This is a genomic window from Vibrio sp. 1727 (assembly GCF_033344415.1).
Taxonomy (GTDB): domain Bacteria; phylum Pseudomonadota; class Gammaproteobacteria; order Enterobacterales; family Vibrionaceae; genus Vibrio; species Vibrio alginolyticus.
In genome coordinates this window covers 1-19,859 of sequence record NZ_JAWPOT010000030.1, presented here as the reverse complement: position 1 = coordinate 19,859, position 19,859 = coordinate 1, and the positions used below count along the sequence as shown (strand labels likewise).

Annotated in this window: 21 protein-coding genes; 9 read left to right on the top strand and 12 right to left on the bottom strand. The window is 45.1% G+C overall.

All coding sequences use genetic code 11. From position 1 onward, the window contains the following. Positions 1-4: 4 nt before the first annotated feature. Entirely contained in the window at positions 5-913 is a 909-nt protein-coding gene (ltnD, locus tag R8O10_RS21320; protein ID WP_017635263.1) for an L-threonate dehydrogenase, read from the bottom strand. A gap of 274 nt (positions 914-1,187) precedes the next feature. Between ltnD and R8O10_RS21315 the strand changes: the two genes are divergently transcribed. Further along, on the top strand, positions 1,188-1,946 hold the full coding sequence (locus tag R8O10_RS21315; protein WP_033906787.1) for a DeoR/GlpR family DNA-binding transcription regulator: 759 nt from the start codon (positions 1,188-1,190) through the stop codon (positions 1,944-1,946). Positions 1,947-2,124: 178 nt separating this feature from the next. On the opposite strand, the gene R8O10_RS21310 is transcribed toward R8O10_RS21315, so the two are convergent. The 6 genes from R8O10_RS21310 to ppiC all read right to left on the bottom strand — a co-directional run bounded on the left by R8O10_RS21310 (position 2,125) and on the right by ppiC (position 9,180). Next, positions 2,125-3,879 (bottom strand): ABC transporter permease subunit, encoded by a 1,755-nt coding sequence (locus R8O10_RS21310; protein WP_373921003.1) that lies wholly within the window; start codon positions 3,877-3,879, stop codon positions 2,125-2,127. 4 nt (positions 3,880-3,883) lie between these two features. Continuing rightward, on the bottom strand, positions 3,884-5,398 hold the full coding sequence (locus tag R8O10_RS21305) for an ABC transporter substrate-binding protein (RefSeq protein ID WP_318191709.1): 1,515 nt from the start codon (positions 5,396-5,398) through the stop codon (positions 3,884-3,886). After that, complete coding sequence (locus tag R8O10_RS21300; RefSeq protein ID WP_318191708.1) at positions 5,388-6,236, bottom strand: dipeptide/oligopeptide/nickel ABC transporter ATP-binding protein; 849 nt, start codon at positions 6,234-6,236, stop codon at positions 5,388-5,390. Before R8O10_RS21300 ends, R8O10_RS21305 begins: the two co-directional genes overlap by 11 nt. 20 nt (positions 6,237-6,256) lie before the next feature. Then, a complete protein-coding gene (locus tag R8O10_RS21295; RefSeq protein ID WP_318191707.1) occupies positions 6,257-7,018 on the bottom strand; it encodes an ATP-binding cassette domain-containing protein in 762 nt (253 codons plus the stop codon). Positions 7,019-7,191: 173 nt separating this feature from the next. Next, a complete protein-coding gene (locus tag R8O10_RS21290) occupies positions 7,192-8,496 on the bottom strand; it encodes an MATE family efflux transporter (RefSeq protein ID WP_193837190.1) in 1,305 nt (434 codons plus the stop codon). Between the two features lie 342 nt (positions 8,497-8,838). Next, positions 8,839-9,180 carry a peptidylprolyl isomerase PpiC gene (gene ppiC / locus R8O10_RS21285; protein ID WP_258460894.1) on the bottom strand — a complete coding sequence of 114 codons (342 nt, stop codon included), beginning with the start codon at positions 9,178-9,180 and terminating at the stop codon, positions 8,839-8,841. A 215-nt stretch (positions 9,181-9,395) separates the two neighbouring features. On the opposite strand from ppiC, the gene R8O10_RS21280 reads away from it, so the two are divergent. Beyond that, on the top strand, positions 9,396-10,310 hold the full coding sequence (locus R8O10_RS21280) for a chemotaxis protein (RefSeq protein ID WP_318191706.1): 915 nt from the start codon (positions 9,396-9,398) through the stop codon (positions 10,308-10,310). Positions 10,311-10,390: 80 nt separating this feature from the next. On the opposite strand, the gene R8O10_RS21275 is transcribed toward R8O10_RS21280, so the two are convergent. The 4 genes from R8O10_RS21275 to hutW all read right to left on the bottom strand — a co-directional run bounded on the left by R8O10_RS21275 (position 10,391) and on the right by hutW (position 13,518). Further along, positions 10,391-10,927 carry an ATP:cob(I)alamin adenosyltransferase gene (locus tag R8O10_RS21275; protein WP_132936321.1) on the bottom strand — a complete coding sequence of 179 codons (537 nt, stop codon included), beginning with the start codon at positions 10,925-10,927 and terminating at the stop codon, positions 10,391-10,393. 97 nt (positions 10,928-11,024) lie between these two features. Further along, the gene (hutZ, locus tag R8O10_RS21270; protein WP_213873868.1) at positions 11,025-11,555 is read right to left on the bottom strand and encodes a heme utilization protein HutZ; all 531 of its coding nucleotides are present in this window, start codon (positions 11,553-11,555) and stop codon (positions 11,025-11,027) included. Positions 11,556-11,611: 56 nt separating this feature from the next. After that, entirely contained in the window at positions 11,612-12,115 is a 504-nt protein-coding gene (hutX, locus tag R8O10_RS21265; RefSeq protein WP_132936320.1) for a heme utilization cystosolic carrier protein HutX, read from the bottom strand. A 32-nt stretch (positions 12,116-12,147) separates the two neighbouring features. Continuing rightward, positions 12,148-13,518 (bottom strand): heme anaerobic degradation radical SAM methyltransferase ChuW/HutW, encoded by a 1,371-nt coding sequence (gene hutW / locus R8O10_RS21260; RefSeq protein WP_318191705.1) that lies wholly within the window; start codon positions 13,516-13,518, stop codon positions 12,148-12,150. 160 nt (positions 13,519-13,678) lie between these two features. Here hutW and R8O10_RS21255 point away from each other — a divergent pair, with 160 nt between their 5' ends. The 6 genes from R8O10_RS21255 to R8O10_RS21230 are packed head-to-tail and all read left to right on the top strand — an operon-like array spanning position 13,679 to position 18,260. Further along, on the top strand, positions 13,679-14,425 hold the full coding sequence (locus R8O10_RS21255; protein ID WP_064354554.1) for an energy transducer TonB: 747 nt from the start codon (positions 13,679-13,681) through the stop codon (positions 14,423-14,425). Continuing rightward, a complete protein-coding gene (locus tag R8O10_RS21250; protein WP_225496350.1) occupies positions 14,425-15,123 on the top strand; it encodes a MotA/TolQ/ExbB proton channel family protein in 699 nt (232 codons plus the stop codon). The genes R8O10_RS21255 and R8O10_RS21250 overlap by 1 nt, the downstream gene beginning before the upstream one ends. Then, the gene (locus tag R8O10_RS21245) at positions 15,120-15,533 is read left to right on the top strand and encodes an ExbD/TolR family protein (RefSeq protein ID WP_005375322.1); all 414 of its coding nucleotides are present in this window, start codon (positions 15,120-15,122) and stop codon (positions 15,531-15,533) included. The genes R8O10_RS21250 and R8O10_RS21245 overlap by 4 nt, the downstream gene beginning before the upstream one ends. A gap of 28 nt (positions 15,534-15,561) precedes the next feature. After that, a complete protein-coding gene (locus R8O10_RS21240) occupies positions 15,562-16,431 on the top strand; it encodes a heme/hemin ABC transporter substrate-binding protein (protein ID WP_085569330.1) in 870 nt (289 codons plus the stop codon). Between the two features lie 9 nt (positions 16,432-16,440). Then, positions 16,441-17,478, top strand: coding sequence for a FecCD family ABC transporter permease (locus tag R8O10_RS21235; protein ID WP_213879460.1), 1,038 nt, complete (start codon positions 16,441-16,443; stop codon positions 17,476-17,478). Beyond that, positions 17,478-18,260 (top strand): heme ABC transporter ATP-binding protein, encoded by a 783-nt coding sequence (locus R8O10_RS21230; RefSeq protein ID WP_213879458.1) that lies wholly within the window; start codon positions 17,478-17,480, stop codon positions 18,258-18,260. Before R8O10_RS21235 ends, R8O10_RS21230 begins: the two co-directional genes overlap by 1 nt. A gap of 112 nt (positions 18,261-18,372) precedes the next feature. Here the strand turns inward: R8O10_RS21230 and R8O10_RS21225 are convergent, their stop codons facing one another. Further along, positions 18,373-18,834, bottom strand: coding sequence for a TetR/AcrR family transcriptional regulator (locus R8O10_RS21225; protein ID WP_005385033.1), 462 nt, complete (start codon positions 18,832-18,834; stop codon positions 18,373-18,375). 607 nt (positions 18,835-19,441) lie between these two features. On the opposite strand from R8O10_RS21225, the gene R8O10_RS21220 reads away from it, so the two are divergent. Continuing rightward, on the top strand, positions 19,442-19,741 hold the full coding sequence (locus R8O10_RS21220; RefSeq protein ID WP_005375307.1) for a YfcZ/YiiS family protein: 300 nt from the start codon (positions 19,442-19,444) through the stop codon (positions 19,739-19,741). Positions 19,742-19,859 lie beyond the last annotated feature (118 nt).

Sequence of the window (19,859 nt, the reverse complement as noted above, 5' to 3'; positions counted from 1 at the left end):
GCGCTTACTTCTGTTTGTTTTCTACACCTGGAAGCTCAATACCATCAAAAATCTTGATAACGGCACTGTCGTCTTCCTGGCCAAAACCAGCATTGCTTGCACTCAAAAACATGTTTAGTGCTGTGCTTGATAGAGGAAGTGGAAATTTGAGATCTTTTGCTGTGTCCGATACGAGGTTTAGATCTTTCACAAAGATGTCGACCATAGATTTAGGGGAGTAGTCACCATCAACTACATGCTTCATGCGGTTCTCAAACATCCAAGAGTTACCCGCTGCATTCGTCACCACGTCGTACATCAGGTCAAGAGGAATGTTTGCACGTGCCGCTAATGCCATTGCTTCAGCACCAGCTGCGATATGAACACCTGCTAGCAATTGGTGGATAATCTTCACAGTTGCGCCTAGGCCAATCGCTTCACCGATGTTGTAGACTTTAGCTGCCGTTGCGTTGAGTACTGGTTCAAGTGCATCAAATGTGCTTTGCGCTCCCGACGCCATAATAGTCATCTCACCTAATTCTGCTTTTGCAGCACCACCAGATACCGGTGCATCAAGCATCACAAGATTGTGTTCTGCCAATTTCGCTTCAATTTGTTTTGCGTCTTCTGCTGAGATGGTTGCTGAAACCATTACTGGCGTATTCGGCTTAAGCACTTTAGCAAGACCGGTTTTGAACAAGACCGTGTTAACTTGAGCTGCGTTCACAACAAGAACTAGAACCGAATCAAGCTTATCTGCAAACTCAACTGCATTTGCAGAAACTGCTTTTGCACCGAATGAACCTAACTCGTCAAGCGCTTGAGAACTTAAATCGAAACCATAGACATCTAGGCCTGCACGCACACATGACTTTGCGGCGCCCATTCCCATAGAGCCTAAACCGATAACACCTACAGATTGAACTTCACTCATAAAAACAATGCCTTCTGGTCTATTAAACTTTGTTAATTCTTGTTTAGTTGATGTGATTATATGTGAAGATTAATACTAAGACCTCGCTTTGAATCACATTTTTTCACACAAATTAACAATGTCGTGATATATACCTCTTTATGGGCAGAGATATTCCGAGCAGTTAACACAAGCGAAGGCTGTTCTTACAACGTTGAGAACATAATTCACAGATATTCACAACAAATGAAAAGATTGGTAGGATACTGAAAAACAAGAATATAGAAGTGAAACTATGATCCCAGCAGAACGTCAAAGAACCATATTATCCCTGTTATCACATCAAGAAGTGTTAAGCATTTCAGATTTAACCGACCACCTTGGCGTATCACATATGACCATTCGTCGTGATATCGTGAAGCTTGAATCCTCAGGTAAAGTCGTTTCTGTTTCTGGTGGAGTGCAACTCGCTCAAGCTCTACATTCCGAACTTTCCCATGATGCGAAGGTCGAGCAACAAGCGGATGAAAAAATTCAAATTGGTAAGCTGGCGGCTACGTTAATTGGTCAAGACGCTACGATTTACTTGGATGCGGGAACAACCTCTCTAGAAATCGCCCATCAAATAGCAAATCGTAATGATCTTTTAGTGATCACCAATGACTTCTCTATTGCTGCTTTCCTTATGACGCACAGTGAATGTGAGCTTTACCACACTGGGGGAAAAATTGACCGCGAGAACCAATCCACCATTGGAGGAAAAGTCGCAGAGTTCTTGAATGGGCTAAATATTGATATCGCCTTTATTTCGACTTCATCTTGGAGCTTGAAAGGCTTATCAACACCTAATGAAAATAAAGTCCTCGTTAAAAAAGCAATCATCAAGGCGGCACAAACCAATTATCTGATCTCAGACTCAACTAAATACGGTCAGATAGCGAGCTTTCATGCATTAGACATCGAGCAATTGGACGGAATTATTACCGATCGAAACCTATCCGAAGTGGTCACTAAAGAATTAACGGATAAAGGATTACGTGTGTATAAAGAGTAACACTACCTAAACATCTGAGTTCGCGTAACTTTTATACTCGTTAATTTATAGGTGCTTCCAATATACATAGACCGTGCTGTGTACTTTCTGGCAGAAAACACATCCTCTTGTTTTCTAAATTACCAAATTACTGATTACATCTGGGATATGGAAGCTCACTTCACTTTATCGCTGCTCGTCACTTGTCATCAAAAATCAAATTCACCGCAATTGCCATCAAAACTAAGCCTGAAATTGGCAGCAAAACACCTAATGGTGAGCGCTCTATGTAAGGCAAGTTTTCCGCAATCAATAAGCCCCACTCAGGTTCTGGCGGCTTAACGCCAAGTCCGATAAAACTCAGAGAGGTCAGGCTGAGCGTAATGTATGGCAAACGCAGAAACGCGTGACGAATCAATGGCGGCAGCACATAAGGCAACAAGTAGTAACGAAGTACTCGCCACTGACTGGTTCCCCAAATGGGCGCAAGATGCGTGTAAGGCTGCGCTTTGGCTTCCATCAACAAGCTCGCACAGTGCGCCGCTAATGGTGCCCATGACACCATAACAATCGCAATCAAGGCACTGTTTGGGTTCATTCCCGTTAGACCAGCGATCAGCAGACCCGCCACAATGTATGGCACACCTTTGGTGATCTCAATTAAGCCTTGGCTATAACGAGTCACGAAGCCGAGCAGCAAACCAATCACCAAACTTAGGAACGTTGCGATGATGCCCATTTTGATTGTCGACATCATACCGCCGCCAACGCGAGCAAGCAGATCTCGCCCGACCGCATCTGCACCAAACGGGGCAGCTAAGCTTGGCGATTCAAGGCGGGTAAATTGGATGGTGTAAGGATCGCGCATTAACGCCCATCCAGCACAACCAATCAGCAAGACAAAGATTGTGGCACTGACGATACGTTTGGTGGTGCTTTGGGTAAAACGGAACGTGCTGTGACTGCTGATCAACTTGCCACTTGTGACACTGTGCCCGAGTAACCAACGTTGCAATAAGATGCTCGCACTGCTGATTAACATCGAGAACACCAACAACACCAACAAGCCGCCTTGCAGCATCGGCAGATCTTGTGACTTCGCTGCACCCAAGATTAGTCGTCCGATGCCCGGAATGGAAAACACTTGTTCCACAGCAACCGCGCCGCCGGTTAAACCAATCACCGTCATTGCGATTTGAGGAATCAAGTTACTAACGGCACGCCACAAGGCAAAGCGTAAGATTTGAAACTTACTGACGTTTGCCGATAGCCAAGTGATCACCCAAGGCTCATCTAATACTCGCTTGAGGCTGTCATTGAGCAAGCGCCCGAACAAACCAGCAGCAGGCAATGCCATTGCCAAACTTGGTAGCCAGAGGTTTTGCACGCCTTGCCAACCATAAGGCGGGAACCAGCCCAACCAAATGGAAAACACCATGATCAGCAACGAAGCAATCACGTATTCAGGCAGTGAGACCAACACCGAACTGAGCGTGTCATGATGTTTGTCTAAACGATTCTGTTGCCAACGACGCACAGTGTAAAGGACGCTCGCCATACACATTACAAATGCCATGCCTAGCGCTGTAAGCATCAGTAATAGCGACGTTTTTGCGGTTTGTTGAACGCTCTCCATCACGGATGCGCCACTCACCCAAGAGACACCTAAGTCACCTTGCATGGCAAGCGTCAACCAATCCCACAGTCGCTCAGCAGCGCTGCGGTCAAGTTGAAGATCTTCTCGAATTGCTTGCAGAGCTTCCGCCGTCAGCAATTGTTGAGCACCCGCACGGGCACGGAGGATTGATTGGCTTGGATCGATACCTGCAATATCCGGCATCAAACCCACCAGCACAACCACTACCCCGAGAGACAGGAAGCGCGACAAAAAACGCGTAAACCATTCAGGCATACAAGCGCTCCAACGAGAGCGCATGTTGGCAACAGACGACATCGAGTTAGTTCACCTCAGTAAACTGGTCGATCAGGCGACGCTCACGTGGGTCACGTTGTGCATTCTTCACACGATCACTCTCACCTTGGATTACACGCTCGTGAAGCAGTGGAATCACAGCGTATTGTTCAAGGATTTTGCTTTCTGCTTCGATGATCGCTTGTTGGCGTTTCTCACCCAATGGCTGACGATCAGCGTGTTTCAATGCAGCATCCACTTCTTCAGAGCAGAGCTGACCTAGGTTGTAAGAACCTTTACAGCTAAAGTCACTTTGCATGTACGCCACTGGGTCACCAGAATCCAGCACCGTTGCACGTGACAACAAGAACGCATCGAACTTACCTGCTAGTGCATCGTTTTCGATTTGTGCGTATTCACGAACGTCTAGTTCAACCACAAAGCCAGCCGCTTCAAGTTGTTGCTTTAGTAGCACCGCCACTTCTGGCAACTCTGCACGGTCGGTAAACGTACCAATGGTGATCTTTTCACCATTCGCGTGGCGCATTTCCATGGTTTCCATACGAGGGTTCGCATCACGAATTGGTTGAGCCCATGCCAATGCAGGACCTAACAAACCTTTCGCTGAGTCGGCGTGGTTCTCGTAAACCGTTTTGATGATTTGCTCACGGTTAACCGCTTGAGCCGCTGCTTTACGCAAACCGAACTGGCTAAACACATCTGATTTATTGTTTAGGTAAAGCGTGTTGGTACGTGGCATGGCGACTTCGTGCAGCTGTGAAGATTCCATCATCGCGATTTGCGAAACAGGAACCGCTTCAACGACATCCGCCTCACCGGTACGTAGTGCCGCAGCACGAGCAAAACCGTTTGGTACGTATTCAGCAAAAATGCTGTCTACTTTCGCTTTTTCACCCCAGTAACCGTCAAAACGCTTCAGTTTCGCGCTGGTTGTACCGTTGATTTCTGTCAGAACGAATGGACCGGTACCCGCATTGATTGGCACAACACGACCGTTTTCTTGGTATGCAGCACCAGAAAGGATCGCTAGCTGTGGGCTAGATAGACGGCTTGGCAACAATGGATCGTTAAAGGTCGTTTTGATTTCAACAGTGAAGTCGTCCAGTGCGCTAACTTGCCATTCGATACCATCCAAAATGCGTGGTTTTGGTGCAGCATCTAATGCTTTTTGTAGAGAGTTCACAACCGCGTTTGCATCAAGATCAGAACCATCGTGGAATTTCACGCCCTTACGTACCGTAAATTGCCATGTCATTGGGTCAACTTGTTCCCACTCTGTTGCCAGCATAGGCTCTGCTACCGACTGATCGTTTAGGTTCACCAACGTTTCTGCCGTGCTCCAACGTGACAGTTTAAACGCGTCATCTGAAAGTGGCGACAAACCTGTGCGTGGTGGTTGCATCATGGCAACGCGAATTTCCGTTGCTTGCGGTGCGGCTGCTTTTTCCGCTTCTGGCTTGCTTTCGCCAGAGTCAAAACAACCCGTCAGCAGTGCGCTTAAAGCCAGCGACAAAGCTAACTTGGGAGTACTAAGGTGCATAAGAAACCTCTCCAATGGTTTTTGTGAATTCATTACTTTTGTGTTGAGCGCTCATCAAGGCTCTCGTGATCAAGTGTGATGGGTTGTTTGTCACGTTCTGTGCTGTGCCGTGCTCGACAACGCGTCCTTTGTCTAACACCAGGATTTCATCGCATAGGGTTTGTGCCGCATCGAGGTCATGTGTCACCAAAATCAGGCGCATCTGACGACTCTTTTGAATGCCTGCCAACAAGTCGAGAATCTGTTTACGACTGACGGGATCTAGGCTGCTGGTTGGCTCATCGGCAACCAAAACACAAGGCTCGACAATCAAAGCTCTGGCGATAGCCACACGTTGAGCTTGCCCAACTGATAGTTGCTGCGGGTTACGATCCAGCAATGTGAGATCCAAACCGACATCCGCCAAGACCTTTTCCACCTTCTCGTTAAGCTCTTGCGTCAAACCAATATTGCTTAACGGCTCCAGTAAGATCTGGCGAACGGTGTAATAAGGATTCAAGCTCGATTGCGGCTCTTGCGGAATCAATTGAATGTGCTGACACAACTCTTGGCGCTGCTTAGCCGAGCTGCGCGATAACGGATAACCACACACATACACTTCACCAGATGTGGGTTTACGAAGACCAAACAGAAGTTCAATCAAGGTCGATTTACCCGCACCAGAAGGACCAACAATCGCAATGTTCTTTGTGTCGATGGCAAGATCCAATTGTTCGAGCGCTTTAAACGGTTTGCCCCCTAACCAACTTGGTTTGGAGTAATAGTGAATACTGGCTTGCTCAAAGCGAACTTCCGCCGATTTAGGCTGCGTGTGCCCGCTCAAGTTGTGCTTAGTCAAAATAGGCTCCAGAGATGAGGTTAAGGCAGCAGTTGCGCAAGCTGTTGGCAGAAAGGATGCGAACTTTGCTGAATGGCTTGCCATGGTGCGCCATAAGCCACCATGGTGTTGTCCGCAATCACCAAGACTTTGTCACACGCCAAAGCCGCAGACAGATCGTGCGTGATCAACAAACCACTGATGCTGCGTTGCTGAACACTGCTGCGGAACAACTCAAGGATCTCCGCTTCGGTGATTGGATCGAGCGCACTGGTGGGCTCATCAGCGATGATCAAGTTGGCACTACCAAGCAACGCAATCGCAATACAAATACGCTGGCGCTGACCACCAGATAACTGGCTTGGATGCTGCGCCAATGCTGCTTTTGGGTCCACAAACCCGAGTTGAGACAACAAGGTCGTCACCGTATCTCGGTTTGCTGAAGACAAGCGTGTTTTGTTGCCCGTCAATGCCAAACACAGTTGTTGCTCGACAGACGCCAATGGATTCAGCGCTTTAAGTGCATCTTGGAAAATGACCGCGGGACGCTGCGACTGACTCCGTTGCAGCATGGCAGTTTGTGCGACCTCACTGCTGTTAAGCTGGATACTTCCGTCTACCCAAATATCAGACGGCAAAAAACCTGCGACGGCTTTCGACAACATGGATTTACCAATGCCGGAAGGTCCCATAATGGCAAGAACTTCACCTTGAAACAGCTCAAAAGAAATGTCTTTGAAGAGTGTGCGTTCTGAGTCTGTAAGGCTGAGATTATTAACGGAGAGTATTGGTCGAGAAATCACGGCATCAAACTAAATGTAATAATATAACATCACAAATAATATCATGCGGGTTAAAGCAAGGAAACCAGTCGGAAAGGTTATTTCATCACCTTTTTCAGATTTATCAACAAGGGCAGATAGCTCCCCCCCTTGTGATAAGAACATCTAAGTTAGGTCATTTGTGACAGTGTGTATTAAAGACACTTTTGTTTAACTTGACCGAGGTATGGAAACAAGAAGACAAAGCGCCCAACGTAGAACAACGTGAATGCCAGCCATAAACCGTGGTTGCCCCAATATTGCACCGCAATAAATTGAGTCACTAAGAACAACACCATGGTTAGAAAGGTAGAGTTACGCACTGGTCGCGTCGTCCCTGTACCGGTAAAGATGCCGTAAAACGTAAGACCAAAACCAGCAACCAACGGGAATGCCAATAACCAAGGGCTCATGTCCAAATACAGCTCAACAAGATTTGGCAAAGTGGTAAATAACGACACCACTTGGTGTTTGAACTGCACTAGCAGCAAGGTCAAGACAACAACGAACGCTGCGGTCCATTGCGTGTTTAGCTTAATCACGTTATCAAGCAATGTCTTATTCTTCTGCCCTACGGCTTTACCTGCAAAGACGCTCGACGCATTCGCCACACCGTCGAACATGTAGCTGACGATAAAGGTCACTTGCATCAAGATTGCGTTCGCAGCAAGCACATCAGAACCAAGCTGAGAGCCTACACGCGCCATCATGTTGAAGAACACCAGTAGACATACTGTACGAAGCAGCAGATCCATATTGGAAGACGCGATAACTTTAAGATCTTTACGCGTCATTTTTGCGGTCTGAATGTAATCAAACAGCGGGAAGCGGCAGGTTTTCAACACCAGCACCGCACCAATAACAAACGTCGAGATTTGTGCGATAAGTGTCGCCACCGCAACACCAGCAATGCCCATATCGAAGTACAACACAAAGACGATATCCAGCACGATGTTCAGCACGTTACCAAACACTTGCGTGAACAAGGTTTCTTTGGCTTTCGCCTGCCCCATCAACCAACCAATCACGGTGTAGTTCAGAAGTACAAACGGCGCACCAAAGATCATGATATCGAAGTAAATCTTAGCGTTTTCGGCCACGACTGCATCAGGGGAGATAATCAGCTCTGCCCCCATCCAAATCACGGACTGCAACGCAATGAAAATCAAGCCAAGGCAGAGCGAAAGCACGAAAGGACGCAATAAGCTGCTCGCTTGATCTTCTGGGCTATTTTTACCTAATGCGATTGCACTTTGCCCGGTAGTACTGACGCGGAAGAAGCCAAACAGCCAATACAAGGTATTCATGATGACGGTGCCGATCGCCACACCACCAATCATCTCAGCCACACCGAGTTTACCGATCACCGCGGTGTCCACCGCCCCCAATAATGGTTGGGTAACAGTAGAAACGATGAAAGGAAATGCGATTTTAAAATAGTCTTTATGAGTCAGGGACATCTTAAATATGAACAGGGTTAATTTTTATAAGGTCGCTATCATATGCGAATGGCGTCCGAACATGAACCAAAGTTCGCCAGCAAGGAATAGCATTGATAATTGATACAACCAGCAAACGTATTCTCATACCAAAGCTTGAAATAGGATAACGACTTATGAGAAAAGCCAAGTTAACTGCATATAAATGAGTTTCTAGTTTGGAAAGATTAGCGTTTGGTTGAGCATGGCAGATCAGAATGTATCTGCCATGTCATAACGGTAGTGATTGGTGAAAAGAGACCGTACAGATGATATTTAATGCTTGTGGGTTTCATCTGACAATGTTTAGGTCGATACCAAGCCTTATGTTCTGTAAAGCACCTTCACAATATGCCAACCGAACTTGGTTTTAACTAAATGCGGCGTTAACACTTCGCCAGAAAAGCACACTTTGTCGAATTGAGGTACCATTTGACCACGGCGGAATTCACCAAGGTCACCACCGCGTTTGCCTGACGGGCAAGTTGAATACTTCTTCGCTAATGTCTGAAACTTTGCGCCTTTTTTCAGTTGCTTGATTATGTCTTCCGCTTGCTCTTTGTGCTTCACAAGAATATGTAATGCGGCTGCTGTATTTGCCATTGATCTATCTCTCACTATTCTGGTCGCGCAAGTGTACCCAATCCTTTTTAACAGACCAAACATTTCTTAATAATAGCTCAGCGGTAAAGGCCCCAATACACGAGGAATATAAAATCGTCTACATAATGAGTTTAAAATACAAACAAGTTTTGCTCAGTTAATCACTATGCCTCTAAAAGATTGTCTAAAAAGCTCACATTTGTCTCTCCGATGGTTGAAGCCTTCGTCTGATAAGATTAGATTAGACACAATTTGGTGGTGTTTATAAGGTTATTTTCATGGCAAAAGTCATTAGCAAAGCGAATCAATCTCAGGGCATGTTGATGTTTAAGCTCACCCTGCAACAGAGTTTCGCTATCGGTACGCTAAAAGTCCGTGAAATCGTCCCGTACATGCCAACGACAAAGATCCCTTACTCGCATCATCACGTCATTGGAACCGTTACGATACGTAACTTAACAGTACCAGTGACCGATATGTCAGCGGCTGTTGGCTTTCGTCCTATAAGTGAAGAAGAATATAAAAGCTGCTACTTGATCGTGACAGATTGCTTGCGAACCGTGGTTGCGTTTATGGTTCGTAGTATAGAGAAGATCATTGAGTGCGATTGGAAAGCTATTGAAACGCCACCTCCGAGCGCTGGAAAAAATATTTTCGTGACTGGAATTACTCGCTACGAGGACAAAACTGTTCAAATGCTGGATGTGGAGCTGCTACTTTCCAAAGTTTATCCGCAGTACGAGAATTCAAAGATCCCAATGCTGACAGATATTGAGCGAGAACGCCTAAAAGCACTCAGTATTCTATTGGTGGATGACTCTTCCATCGCTCGTAAACAGCTGTGTGACGCACTCGATAGCATCAATATTGGGTATCAAATCTGTAAAAATGGTTTAGATGCATTGGAACTGATGAAAAGTGACGCTGCGGCTCATCGCCCAATTGATATTCTGGTCAGCGATATTGAAATGCCCGGATTAGACGGTTATGAATTAGCATTTGAAGTTCAGAATAATTCCTCTCTGAACCATTCATACCGCATTTTACATACATCGTTATCGAGCGAAATCTGTGTAGACAGAGCTCACCAAGTTGGCGCGCATGAGGCACTTGAGAAATTCAATGCAGGAGAACTAATCGAAGCGATGCTTCGCGGAGCAAAAGAGCTAGAAGCCAAAGCTATGACTTCTTAACTCTTATTGGACGAGTTGATTTGAGAATATAATGCAGTACTTGTCCTATCCCTGATGCTCACATCCGCTAATTTCTCAGCTCACTTCTTTGGCATCGCGTAACTACGAGAAACGAATTCCGTCTCTTTGACTTGGTGAGCATGATTAATATAAGAAGCTAGGCTGTAAAGTACATTCGCTAATAAGTTCGCGTAACGAAACAAAATAGGTGCGGGCTGCTTCTTACCTGTATGTTCAACGGCAACTAATGCTCGTACCGTTTTTTTAGCTTGGCAACGGCATAAATGCAATTGACTGGCTGCCGGGTGCCCTCCGGGTAGAACAAAGCCTTTGAAGCCGCCATCAATACGTTGCTTGAGCAAAGCATAATCGGCCTTTAACTCTTCAACTTCCGTCTCTGTAATCGCTAATTTTCCGCGAACCGAACCATTTAGATGATAAACATTAGGCTGCATTCTTGTCAGTATATCGCGGCTAAACTTGTCCAATTCCATAGCGAGAACAAGGCCAATACGACTACAAAGTTCATCTGCTGTAATTTCAAAGTCACAAACCGGACTGTCCTCGTAAATAAACGGATAGCAAATCTCGCTCAATTCCTTGCTTACAGGTTTCATGCTTTTGTTCCAATATAAAAAAGGGAGTCAGTATAACCTAACTCCCTTTAAACGTTCATTATGCCAAATGATCGACATTCATATGATCGGTTTACAATCAGGCACTTTCGACTTTCTTATGACCTTCTTGAAGGTGAACAAAATCGACTAAATCATCACCAGACACTTGATACGCCTGACCAAAACCTTTAACAAATAGCCCCGATTCTGGCTTTAAGTTGAACAACACGAAATCCTCTAGCTGGCTTAGACCATCAATAATCTCACCAAAACGCTCTTTCATTTGTCCAACAACTTGTTGCCACATCTCTGTGTCTCGCTCAACTACATTTGCTACCGCATCAAAAGTTAAGCGCTTACGAGCAAACAGCTGCTTTGAAGACTCTTCATCTTCGATCATCATCAATGAAACATTTGGATTTTCTAAAAGGTTACGGGCATGACGAGCGATTTTAGAAATGAGAACGAAATAACCTTCCTGGTTTTGGACATAAGGCGCGTAGCTTACATTCGGGCGACCTTCTGCATCGACAGTTGCAAGCTGAAGTGTACGACGATCCTGACGGAACTCTTTGATCTCTGGCCCTAAACGACCTTGCAAACGCTCTTGTTTAACTTGTTGATCCATATTGATACCTGACTTTACTAATTAGTATTCGAGTTAAGCCTCGATTATGTTTGTGATTACTTTTTTAATTCGGCTTGTAGGGCGCGAAATGCGGTTACTTGCTCTTCAATCAACTCGCGCTTTTCGTTACGGCCTAAATAAACCTTGAAAATATTGCTTCCGCACTCTGAGAAAAAACCAAAATAGTGACTCTCTCTACCCATAAACGGTTTACTGACTAATGCGACATTTTTAACGTTATCTAATTTAAGGTGGCCGTGCAGTTCACCTTCTCTACCCATTAAATTGTAATAGCCACGCGCCACTTTTCCTTTTGGAAACGGCGCTTTAACTTCAAAGATAGAACCAAAAGAGTGGACGATGGTCGTCACCGGGCCAAAACCAACCAAACTTTCTAAGATGCTTTGCGCTTGCTCTCCTGGTGCAATAGCCACCATTTCCTGAGGTAGAGCCGCAACAACCTCAAACTCGGAAATGCCAAGACGCTCTGCCATCGCAGCTGGCAATAATCGTGGTTCTTGCTCTAGTAATACTTCAACTTGTTGCTTGATTGATTCCATTGTGTCTTCCGTTTTTGTTCAATTTGTTTTCATTAATTATTGGATGCTTTCGGTACGGTTTCGTTCATCTCTGACGTGAGTACCTGAATACAACTTTGAGCCAATGACACTGCCCAGAAGCTGCCTGCAAGAGTAAGGACTGCGCTACGTTCATGTAGTTGTACTAAGCCTTTCGCTTGCCACACTTTCAATAGAGGCAATAAAAACCCGAACGCGTCCTCTCCCATAAATGATGGAAGTTGATTTGCTTGAACAATGCCACGGTCAAACGCAGATTTGAGTGTAGAAAAAAGTGGTTCTAGAGGGCTTTGCTTCATCATCATCGCGATGGTGCTTTGACCTTCTTTGACCGCTTTAATATAGGTCTCTAGTGTGCGGTGTTGCATCATCCCGTAGCCACCGATATTACCTCCAGCACCACAGCCAATTGGCAATACCTCTGCATAAGTCTTGGCTAAACTATTGTATAAACTACGCTCGCGGTTATCGATTGCCCAATGGTTCACACTCAGTTGGTTCATATGGTGTTTGGCCATAAAGTTCACACCGAGCTCATACATTCCCGCTTTTTCTGGTGTGGTCGCAGGTGGCGGGATTTTTCCCTTTTCTACGAGGTTGAGCATGGGAGCGGACCCACCAACCACTAACTGATACAAATCCAGTCCGTGTGCACCAGTCGAGAGGAAATCATTTAAATCTTGCTCTAACACTTCTTTGGTTTGATAAGGTAAGCCATAGAGTAAATCGATAATGACCGGAATTTTGTCTTCTTTGGCGATCTCGCTCACTCGTTTGAGGACATCTTCCCTATCATCTAAACGTTTTGCGCTGCGGCGCACTTGTGTATTAAAACTTTGCACACCAAAAGAGAAACGATTAAACCCACCCTCTAAAGCGCCTTGATACAACTCATCAGAAAAACGATTGATGCGACCTTCTAAGGTGATTTCGCAGTCTGCAGCCAAAGGAAAGTGGTCTCGGATAGCCTGGCCTAACACACGAACCTGTACTGGAGATAAATCCGTTGGCGTTCCGCCCCCGATATATACGGCGTGAAAAATACCATTTTGTGTCCAAGGTAATGCCGCTTTCTCTCTAAGCTCCTGCATTAATGCTTCAAAGTACTCATCAACCAGTGTGCGACTTGCAGCATTTTGAAAGAAGTTACAAAAAGTGCAACGAACGCGACAAAACGGAACATGAATATAAAGACAGCGTTTATTGGTCGCTTTAATTGAGTTAGCCGTAATACTCGAAAAAACCGCCTGTTGTTGAGACGAGGGCACAGGTACGCTCGCTCCCCCGGCATGTGCAGAATGCTTCTTAACAAAAGCAAATCGCAATGGATCAGGACTATCACTGCCCAACACTGATTCATCAAGCTTATCGATATCGACGCTCATATATACTCGCTTAACTCCCATCATGTAAGGGATGGAAGCTGATCTTAAAAATTCTGCAAGAATCATAATTTGAGCGTAATGATAATGCAATTGATAATTGATCTTATTTCCATTGTAAGTAATAATCTGCCCAAGTTTTCATAGTTTCCCGAGATATTCCGTGAACGTACAAAGATATGTCATTGCAGGAGGTGCTTCCCTTGCCATCCATGCCGCACTTCTTTTTGTTTCTCAAGAGACAAAGGTGTTCGCGATGCCGGCTGGAAACCCAGCAAGTTCGGTAAGTCTAAATCTTGTGTCTGCTCCTCCCGCTGTCGAAAAATCTACACCAGAAAATGTAGCGCCACCAAAAGAGCAGCAGCCTCAAGACCAACCTGAACCAGAAAAGAAGATTGTAAAAAAACAGGTCGTCAAGAAAGACGCTGTTAAGAAGAAGGTAGTAGAGAAAAAACCTGAACCGGTTAAACAATCTAAACCTAAAGCGGTCGAGCCCACCAAAACCGTAACAAAGCAAAAGGTTCAGCCCGAAGCGAAACCAAAGAAAAAAACGGAACCAGTGAAGAAAGAGACGGTAGCTCAACAATCCGCACCTGCGAGCCAATCCAAAGGGGCAACGTCTCAGCCTGTCTTGGTCGACAAACCAACGTTTGTGAGTCAACCAACACAACCCCGTTACCCAAGATCTGCACAAAGACGCGGTATTGAGGGTGTAGCCTTGTATGAGATATGGCTAGATGAGAATGGTAACCAGATTAAACAGGTTTTGATTGAGTCTTCCGGCACAGAGTCGCTAGATGCCTCAGCACTTCGTGCGATCAAACAGTGGCAATTTACACCACATATTTCAGGTGGGCTAAAAGTCGCTCACCGAGTACAAGTACCTGTTCGTTTTAAGTTGGATGGATAATGGAACAACTACAAGAATTACAAACTCAATTTGGGCTGATGACGTGGCCTTTGATCATTTGCTCAGCTCTAACGGTGATGATCATCGCCGAGCGATTATTCCATGTGTTAATTAGCCTTGGTGTAGGAAAGCGAGCCATTCGCCAAAAGCTCACAGGATTAGACCCAACAAATGGGAGCGAGCTTGAAGCACTTGCTGAAGAGTTGTCGAATAAGCGGCCGCTTCTGTACCGTGGTGTTGCGATGTTGCTTGCTCATCATTCGTTTTCGAAATCTTTAAGAGAAGATGCCGCAGGTATTTGGCTGCAAGAAAAACGCCATCAGTTGCATTCCGGCCTTCGTTTGCTGACGCTGATTGGCGTCATCAGCCCTTTAATTGGCTTGCTTGGTACGGTACTTGGCTTAATTGACATGTTTAAAGGCATCGCGGTTTCAACGGGGAATATCACTCCGAATGATTTGGCTGACGGCCTAGGTCTTGCTATGCGCACCACTGCCGCGGGTCTCATTATCGCACTTCCTGCCATTTCAGGAGCGCAGATCATTGGTTTGTGGGCGGATCGTGTAATCGCCAAGCTTGAGCACACTTTAAACTACGTCAACTTATGGCTTGAAGGCATCTCGTTACAGCATGTCTCGCCAGACCACTCAAAAGTAACACTGCGCTCTTCTGGGAAGATTGAGGCAGCAACTAAATGATTAAAACACCACAAGAAAATAGTCGTAACGGTTTAACCCCCGATTTAACACCGCTGTTAGACATTATTTTTATCGTCATGGTTTTCCTGATGTTAACCGCAGCGGTCAAACTCGATTCATTAGACGTCAATTTACCGAGCACAGAATCTCAGGCTGTTGCAGATGTCGATAAGCAATCCATCACGGTAAATATTCTTAAAGACGAGCCTTACTGGGCTATTAACGGCAAGACATATATCGATTGGGACAACTTTACCCTCGCGCTGTTAGAAGAGAGTAAGTCAAGCGATAAACCGATTGTAATTGGAGCAGAAAAAACCGCGAATATTCAGTCGCTAGTACAACTTCTCGGCTTTTTACAAGAAAACGGAATTCAAGCAACTCAGTTACTCACTGAAGAGCCATCATAAAAATAAGTAAGATAGAGATCCTTTCAAAATGAAGAACACACGCATCACTATTCATGCTGTTGTCACGGCAGCTATTTCCCTACTTGCGAGTAGTCAACTTTTTGCCAATGAAACGCCATCCTCAGAGCGCGTTGTTAGCGCAGGCAGCGCCGTCACTGAACTCTTGCTTGAACTCGACGCTAAAGATAGCTTGGTTGCTATCGACGTCACCAGTCAATTACCAAAAGGGATGGAACTGCCTAAAGTGGGCTACCATCGTCGTCTTTCAGCGGAGGGGTTGCTCGCCTTACGTCCGACAAAAGTCATTGGTTCTGATGAGATGGGGCCGAAAACAACATTGAGCCAATTGAAATCGGCTGGCGTAGATGTAGAAATTGTTAATACTGATGCAAATGTCGAGGGCCTTTATCAACGTATTGATCAAATTGCGAACCTTATGGATCGCAAGGCTCAAGCTGAAAGCTTAAAGCAAGATGTCCAGGCGCAAGTACAAGCACTCAATGCAAACCAGCCTAATCAAGCAAAGAAAAAGAAAGTGCTCTTTCTGCTGATCCATGAAGGGCGACCTGCAAATGTTGCGGGCTCACAAACGACACCCGATGCAATTATTCAACTCGCCGGCGGACAAAACCCAGCCGCTACACAACTCTCGTCTTACAAGCCTCTATCCACAGAAGCGATGGTAGAGATGCAGCCTGACGTGATTCTTGTTAGCGGCCGCAGCTATGAAACGTTGGGTGGTGCCGATGCAATTTTAAAAGCAATGCCGCTTCTTGCTGCAACACCCGCTGGAAAGAACAAAGACATCATAACGATTGATGGCCATGCTCTGGTAGGTGGTTTGGGCCTTAAAAGCCTTGCAGAAGCTAAACGCTTGAATGCACTGCTTTACCCATAGAGACATGACATGTTGTTAAGACGCATCCCCCTTTCAACGACGTTATCAGTGCTTAGTGGATTTTTAGCATTTATTGCTATCGCCTCTATTACCGTTGGCCCAATGAACATTAGCTTTGCTGACAGTTTGCGTAGCCTAACGGGAGGCAGTTCTGATCTCGCTCCTCACATTCAGTTGGTCATTAACGAAATCCGATTGCCTCGCACCATTTTGTGTATGTTCATCGGCGCCATTTTGGCAGTTTGTGGTGTGGTTATGCAGGGCTTGTTCCGTAACCCATTAGCCGAGCCTGGTATCATTGGTGTGTCTGCTGGCGCTGCTCTTGGTGGTGCATTCGCTATTGTTGTATTTGCTGAATTTAGCCAAAACTATCCGCAACTAATGAACTTAGCGGCTCTGCCTCTTTTTGCTTTCCTTGGCGGTGCACTAACGACTATTCTCGTTTATAAACTCGGCACAAGTAAGTTTGGTACCTCAGTTACAATTATGTTGTTAGCCGGCGTTGCCATCAGCGCGCTCTCGGGTGCTGCGATTGGCTACATGAACTTTATCGCAGATGATCAGATGCTGCGAGATTTGACGCTTTGGTCGATGGGCTCATTAGCTGGTGCAAATTGGTCAGGGATTGCTCTATCTGCTATAACACTCGTCATCCTATTGCTCTGGTTTCAGAAGAAGTCGATGGCGCTGAATGCTCTGTTGTTAGGGGAATCAGAAGCAAGACACTTAGGAGTTCCGGTTCAAAAACTCAAACGTCAGCTTATTTTACTTTCTGCACTGGGTGTTGGTATTACGGTGAGCATCAGTGGTGCAATTGGCTTTATTGGGCTCGTGATTCCACACTTAGGGCGCATGCTCGCTGGGCCTGACCATCGAACGCTATTACCAATATCTGCCTTAATGGGAGCACTGCTTCTTACTGCCGCAGATATGTTTGCTCGTGTTGCCGTGGCACCAGCTGAATTACCAGTTGGAATCGTGACCGCATTGATTGGCGCACCCTTTTTCATCTACTTATTGTTCCAGCAAAAAGGGAAGATTTTGTAATGAACCAGATCGTTTTATCGGGGAAAAACATTTCGATGACGTATGGCAACCGTGTGGTGCTCGATGACATCAACATTGATATCCGAGCTGGTGAAGTGACCGCCCTACTCGGCCCCAATGGCGCAGGTAAAAGTACTTTGCTCAAGCTTCTATGCGGTGAGATCTCTTCGAATCATCACATCACCTACTTCGGTAAACAAAAGCATGATTGGGAGCCTGAAAAAAGCGCCAAACATATTGCAATGCTCCCGCAGCACAGCACCTTAACCTTCCCATTTCTAGCCAGAGAAGTAGTAGAGCTGGGGGCAATACCGCTATCACTTTCCAATAAAGAAACCACTAAACTGGCTTTACATTACATGGAACAAAGCGACGTATTGCATTTAGCAGAAAGCCTGTACCCGTCTTTATCTGGTGGAGAAAAGCAACGACTGCATCTAGCACGAGTGATGACACAACTACATCAATCTGGCGAAAAACGAATCTTAATGCTTGATGAACCTACCTCAGCGTTGGATCTCGCCCATCAACACAACACGTTAAAAATTGCTCGTGAAACGGCAAAAGCACAGAACGCTGCGGTGGTTGTGGTGTTACATGACTTGAATCTAGCCTCTCAGTACGCAGACCGCCTTGTACTCTTGCATAACGGGAAACTAGTTTGTGATGACACGCCATGGAATGCACTAACGTCAGAGCGCATTGAGCAAGTTTATGGCTATCGCTCTATTGTGACAAAACATCCGACGCTAGACTTCCCTCAAGTGCATGCCGCAGCATAAAGCGTATCTCCTCTAAGCCGTCTCTAAAACACTTTGATACGACAAAGGCCCGCAATATGAGAATTGCGGGCCTTTGCTTTGATAGTGGAAGAATTTGGTGCTTTAAAGGCTATTACTTGCTCATTTGGATCAATGATCGACCAATCAACCACTCAAGCTCTTTGTCACCACCCGCACCAAACTGGCTTTCAACCATTTTGTATAAGCGGTCAATACCATTAGCAGCAAATTCTTGCGCATTTTCAGCGGTGACAATGTGATGGAATAGCAGTCGTAAAATCGCGAGAAACTCAGCATCTTCCAGCGCTTTAATCCAACTTTGTGAAAATGCATTTAATCCTTTATCAAACTCTAAGTGTTCAATAAACATTTTAAAGATACGGCCATCCAGTGCGGCGGTGAAGTCCGTTTTCTTAGGGAAGTGATGGCTAATACCGGTACGCGATATACCTGTCTGCTGGCTTAGCGTCGTGTACGACATTTTGTCGTAACCTAATCTGAGTAGCTGATCAATAACGGCATCCATGATCTTTTGGATAGTGATTTCGGTATCTTCTTTACTACGCTTTGGCATATTTTAAGCTCTTCTCTTTGTAAATCCATCTAACTCACTATTAAATGAGGCCAGAATGAAATCATTCTTAGCATTATACCCGGCTCGCCGATGCGGTTCGATTAGCGAAAACCTAGAAATCAGGTTGCTAAGCGCTGCACTTGAAAGCGCTTTGGGTATATGTATTGCGACTATTTAATATCATGTCGAGTTCCAAACCATAACGTCTTTACACTGCGTAATGTGTAATTTTCAGTTATGTTTTTGTCAATACATGCTACTCAAAATAAGGCGAAAAGTTAGTCTCATCAAAACCTTGCGCCAATTATTCATCGAAACTATTCAAAGACCAAGAATGATAATTATTAAAAATAATCAATCAAGAAATAGTCTTATAAATTAACCATTAGTTCAACTGGACTGAGCAAAATCTCGTCACTATGTTCGTTAATTGATTTTAAATGTTGATATATATCACATTAACGTTCTTGATGATTTAGTAATCCAATCTTTAACCCTTACTTAACAAGTGCCTATTTTGTTCCTTTTTTACGCAAAAGTCGTCATTTTTGTAGATACAGATCAAATACCTGATAGAATACCCTTAGTATTTACAAGAGGATTCGTTATGAGTGTCGAATTAGAAAAAAACCAAGTATGTGAGGCCTGCGGCTGTGCTGGCGAGATTGGCTTTATCATCAAAGAAGGTGACGAAGTTGCCGACGTAACGGTTTTCGCACAGACAAAAACAGAGCTAGAGTCTGAACTACAAAAATACATCGAGCTCGCTAAATCAGTATGTGCTGATGTTGAATACAATGTTTCAGAAATAACCGAAGAATCGAACCAAGCGACGGCTCGATTCAAATTTGAAGTAAGTGCTGAAAAACTTATCTTTGAATTAAAAACTCGCTCACTCGCGCGTTAATGAAAAAAGCGAGCATGATGCTCGCTTTTTATTTTTTCAATCTGTGCCGTCCTAAATAAGGTTGACACTTTCCACCCCCAAAATTGGAGAGTGTTATGAAATCAACAACTAAAAGAAC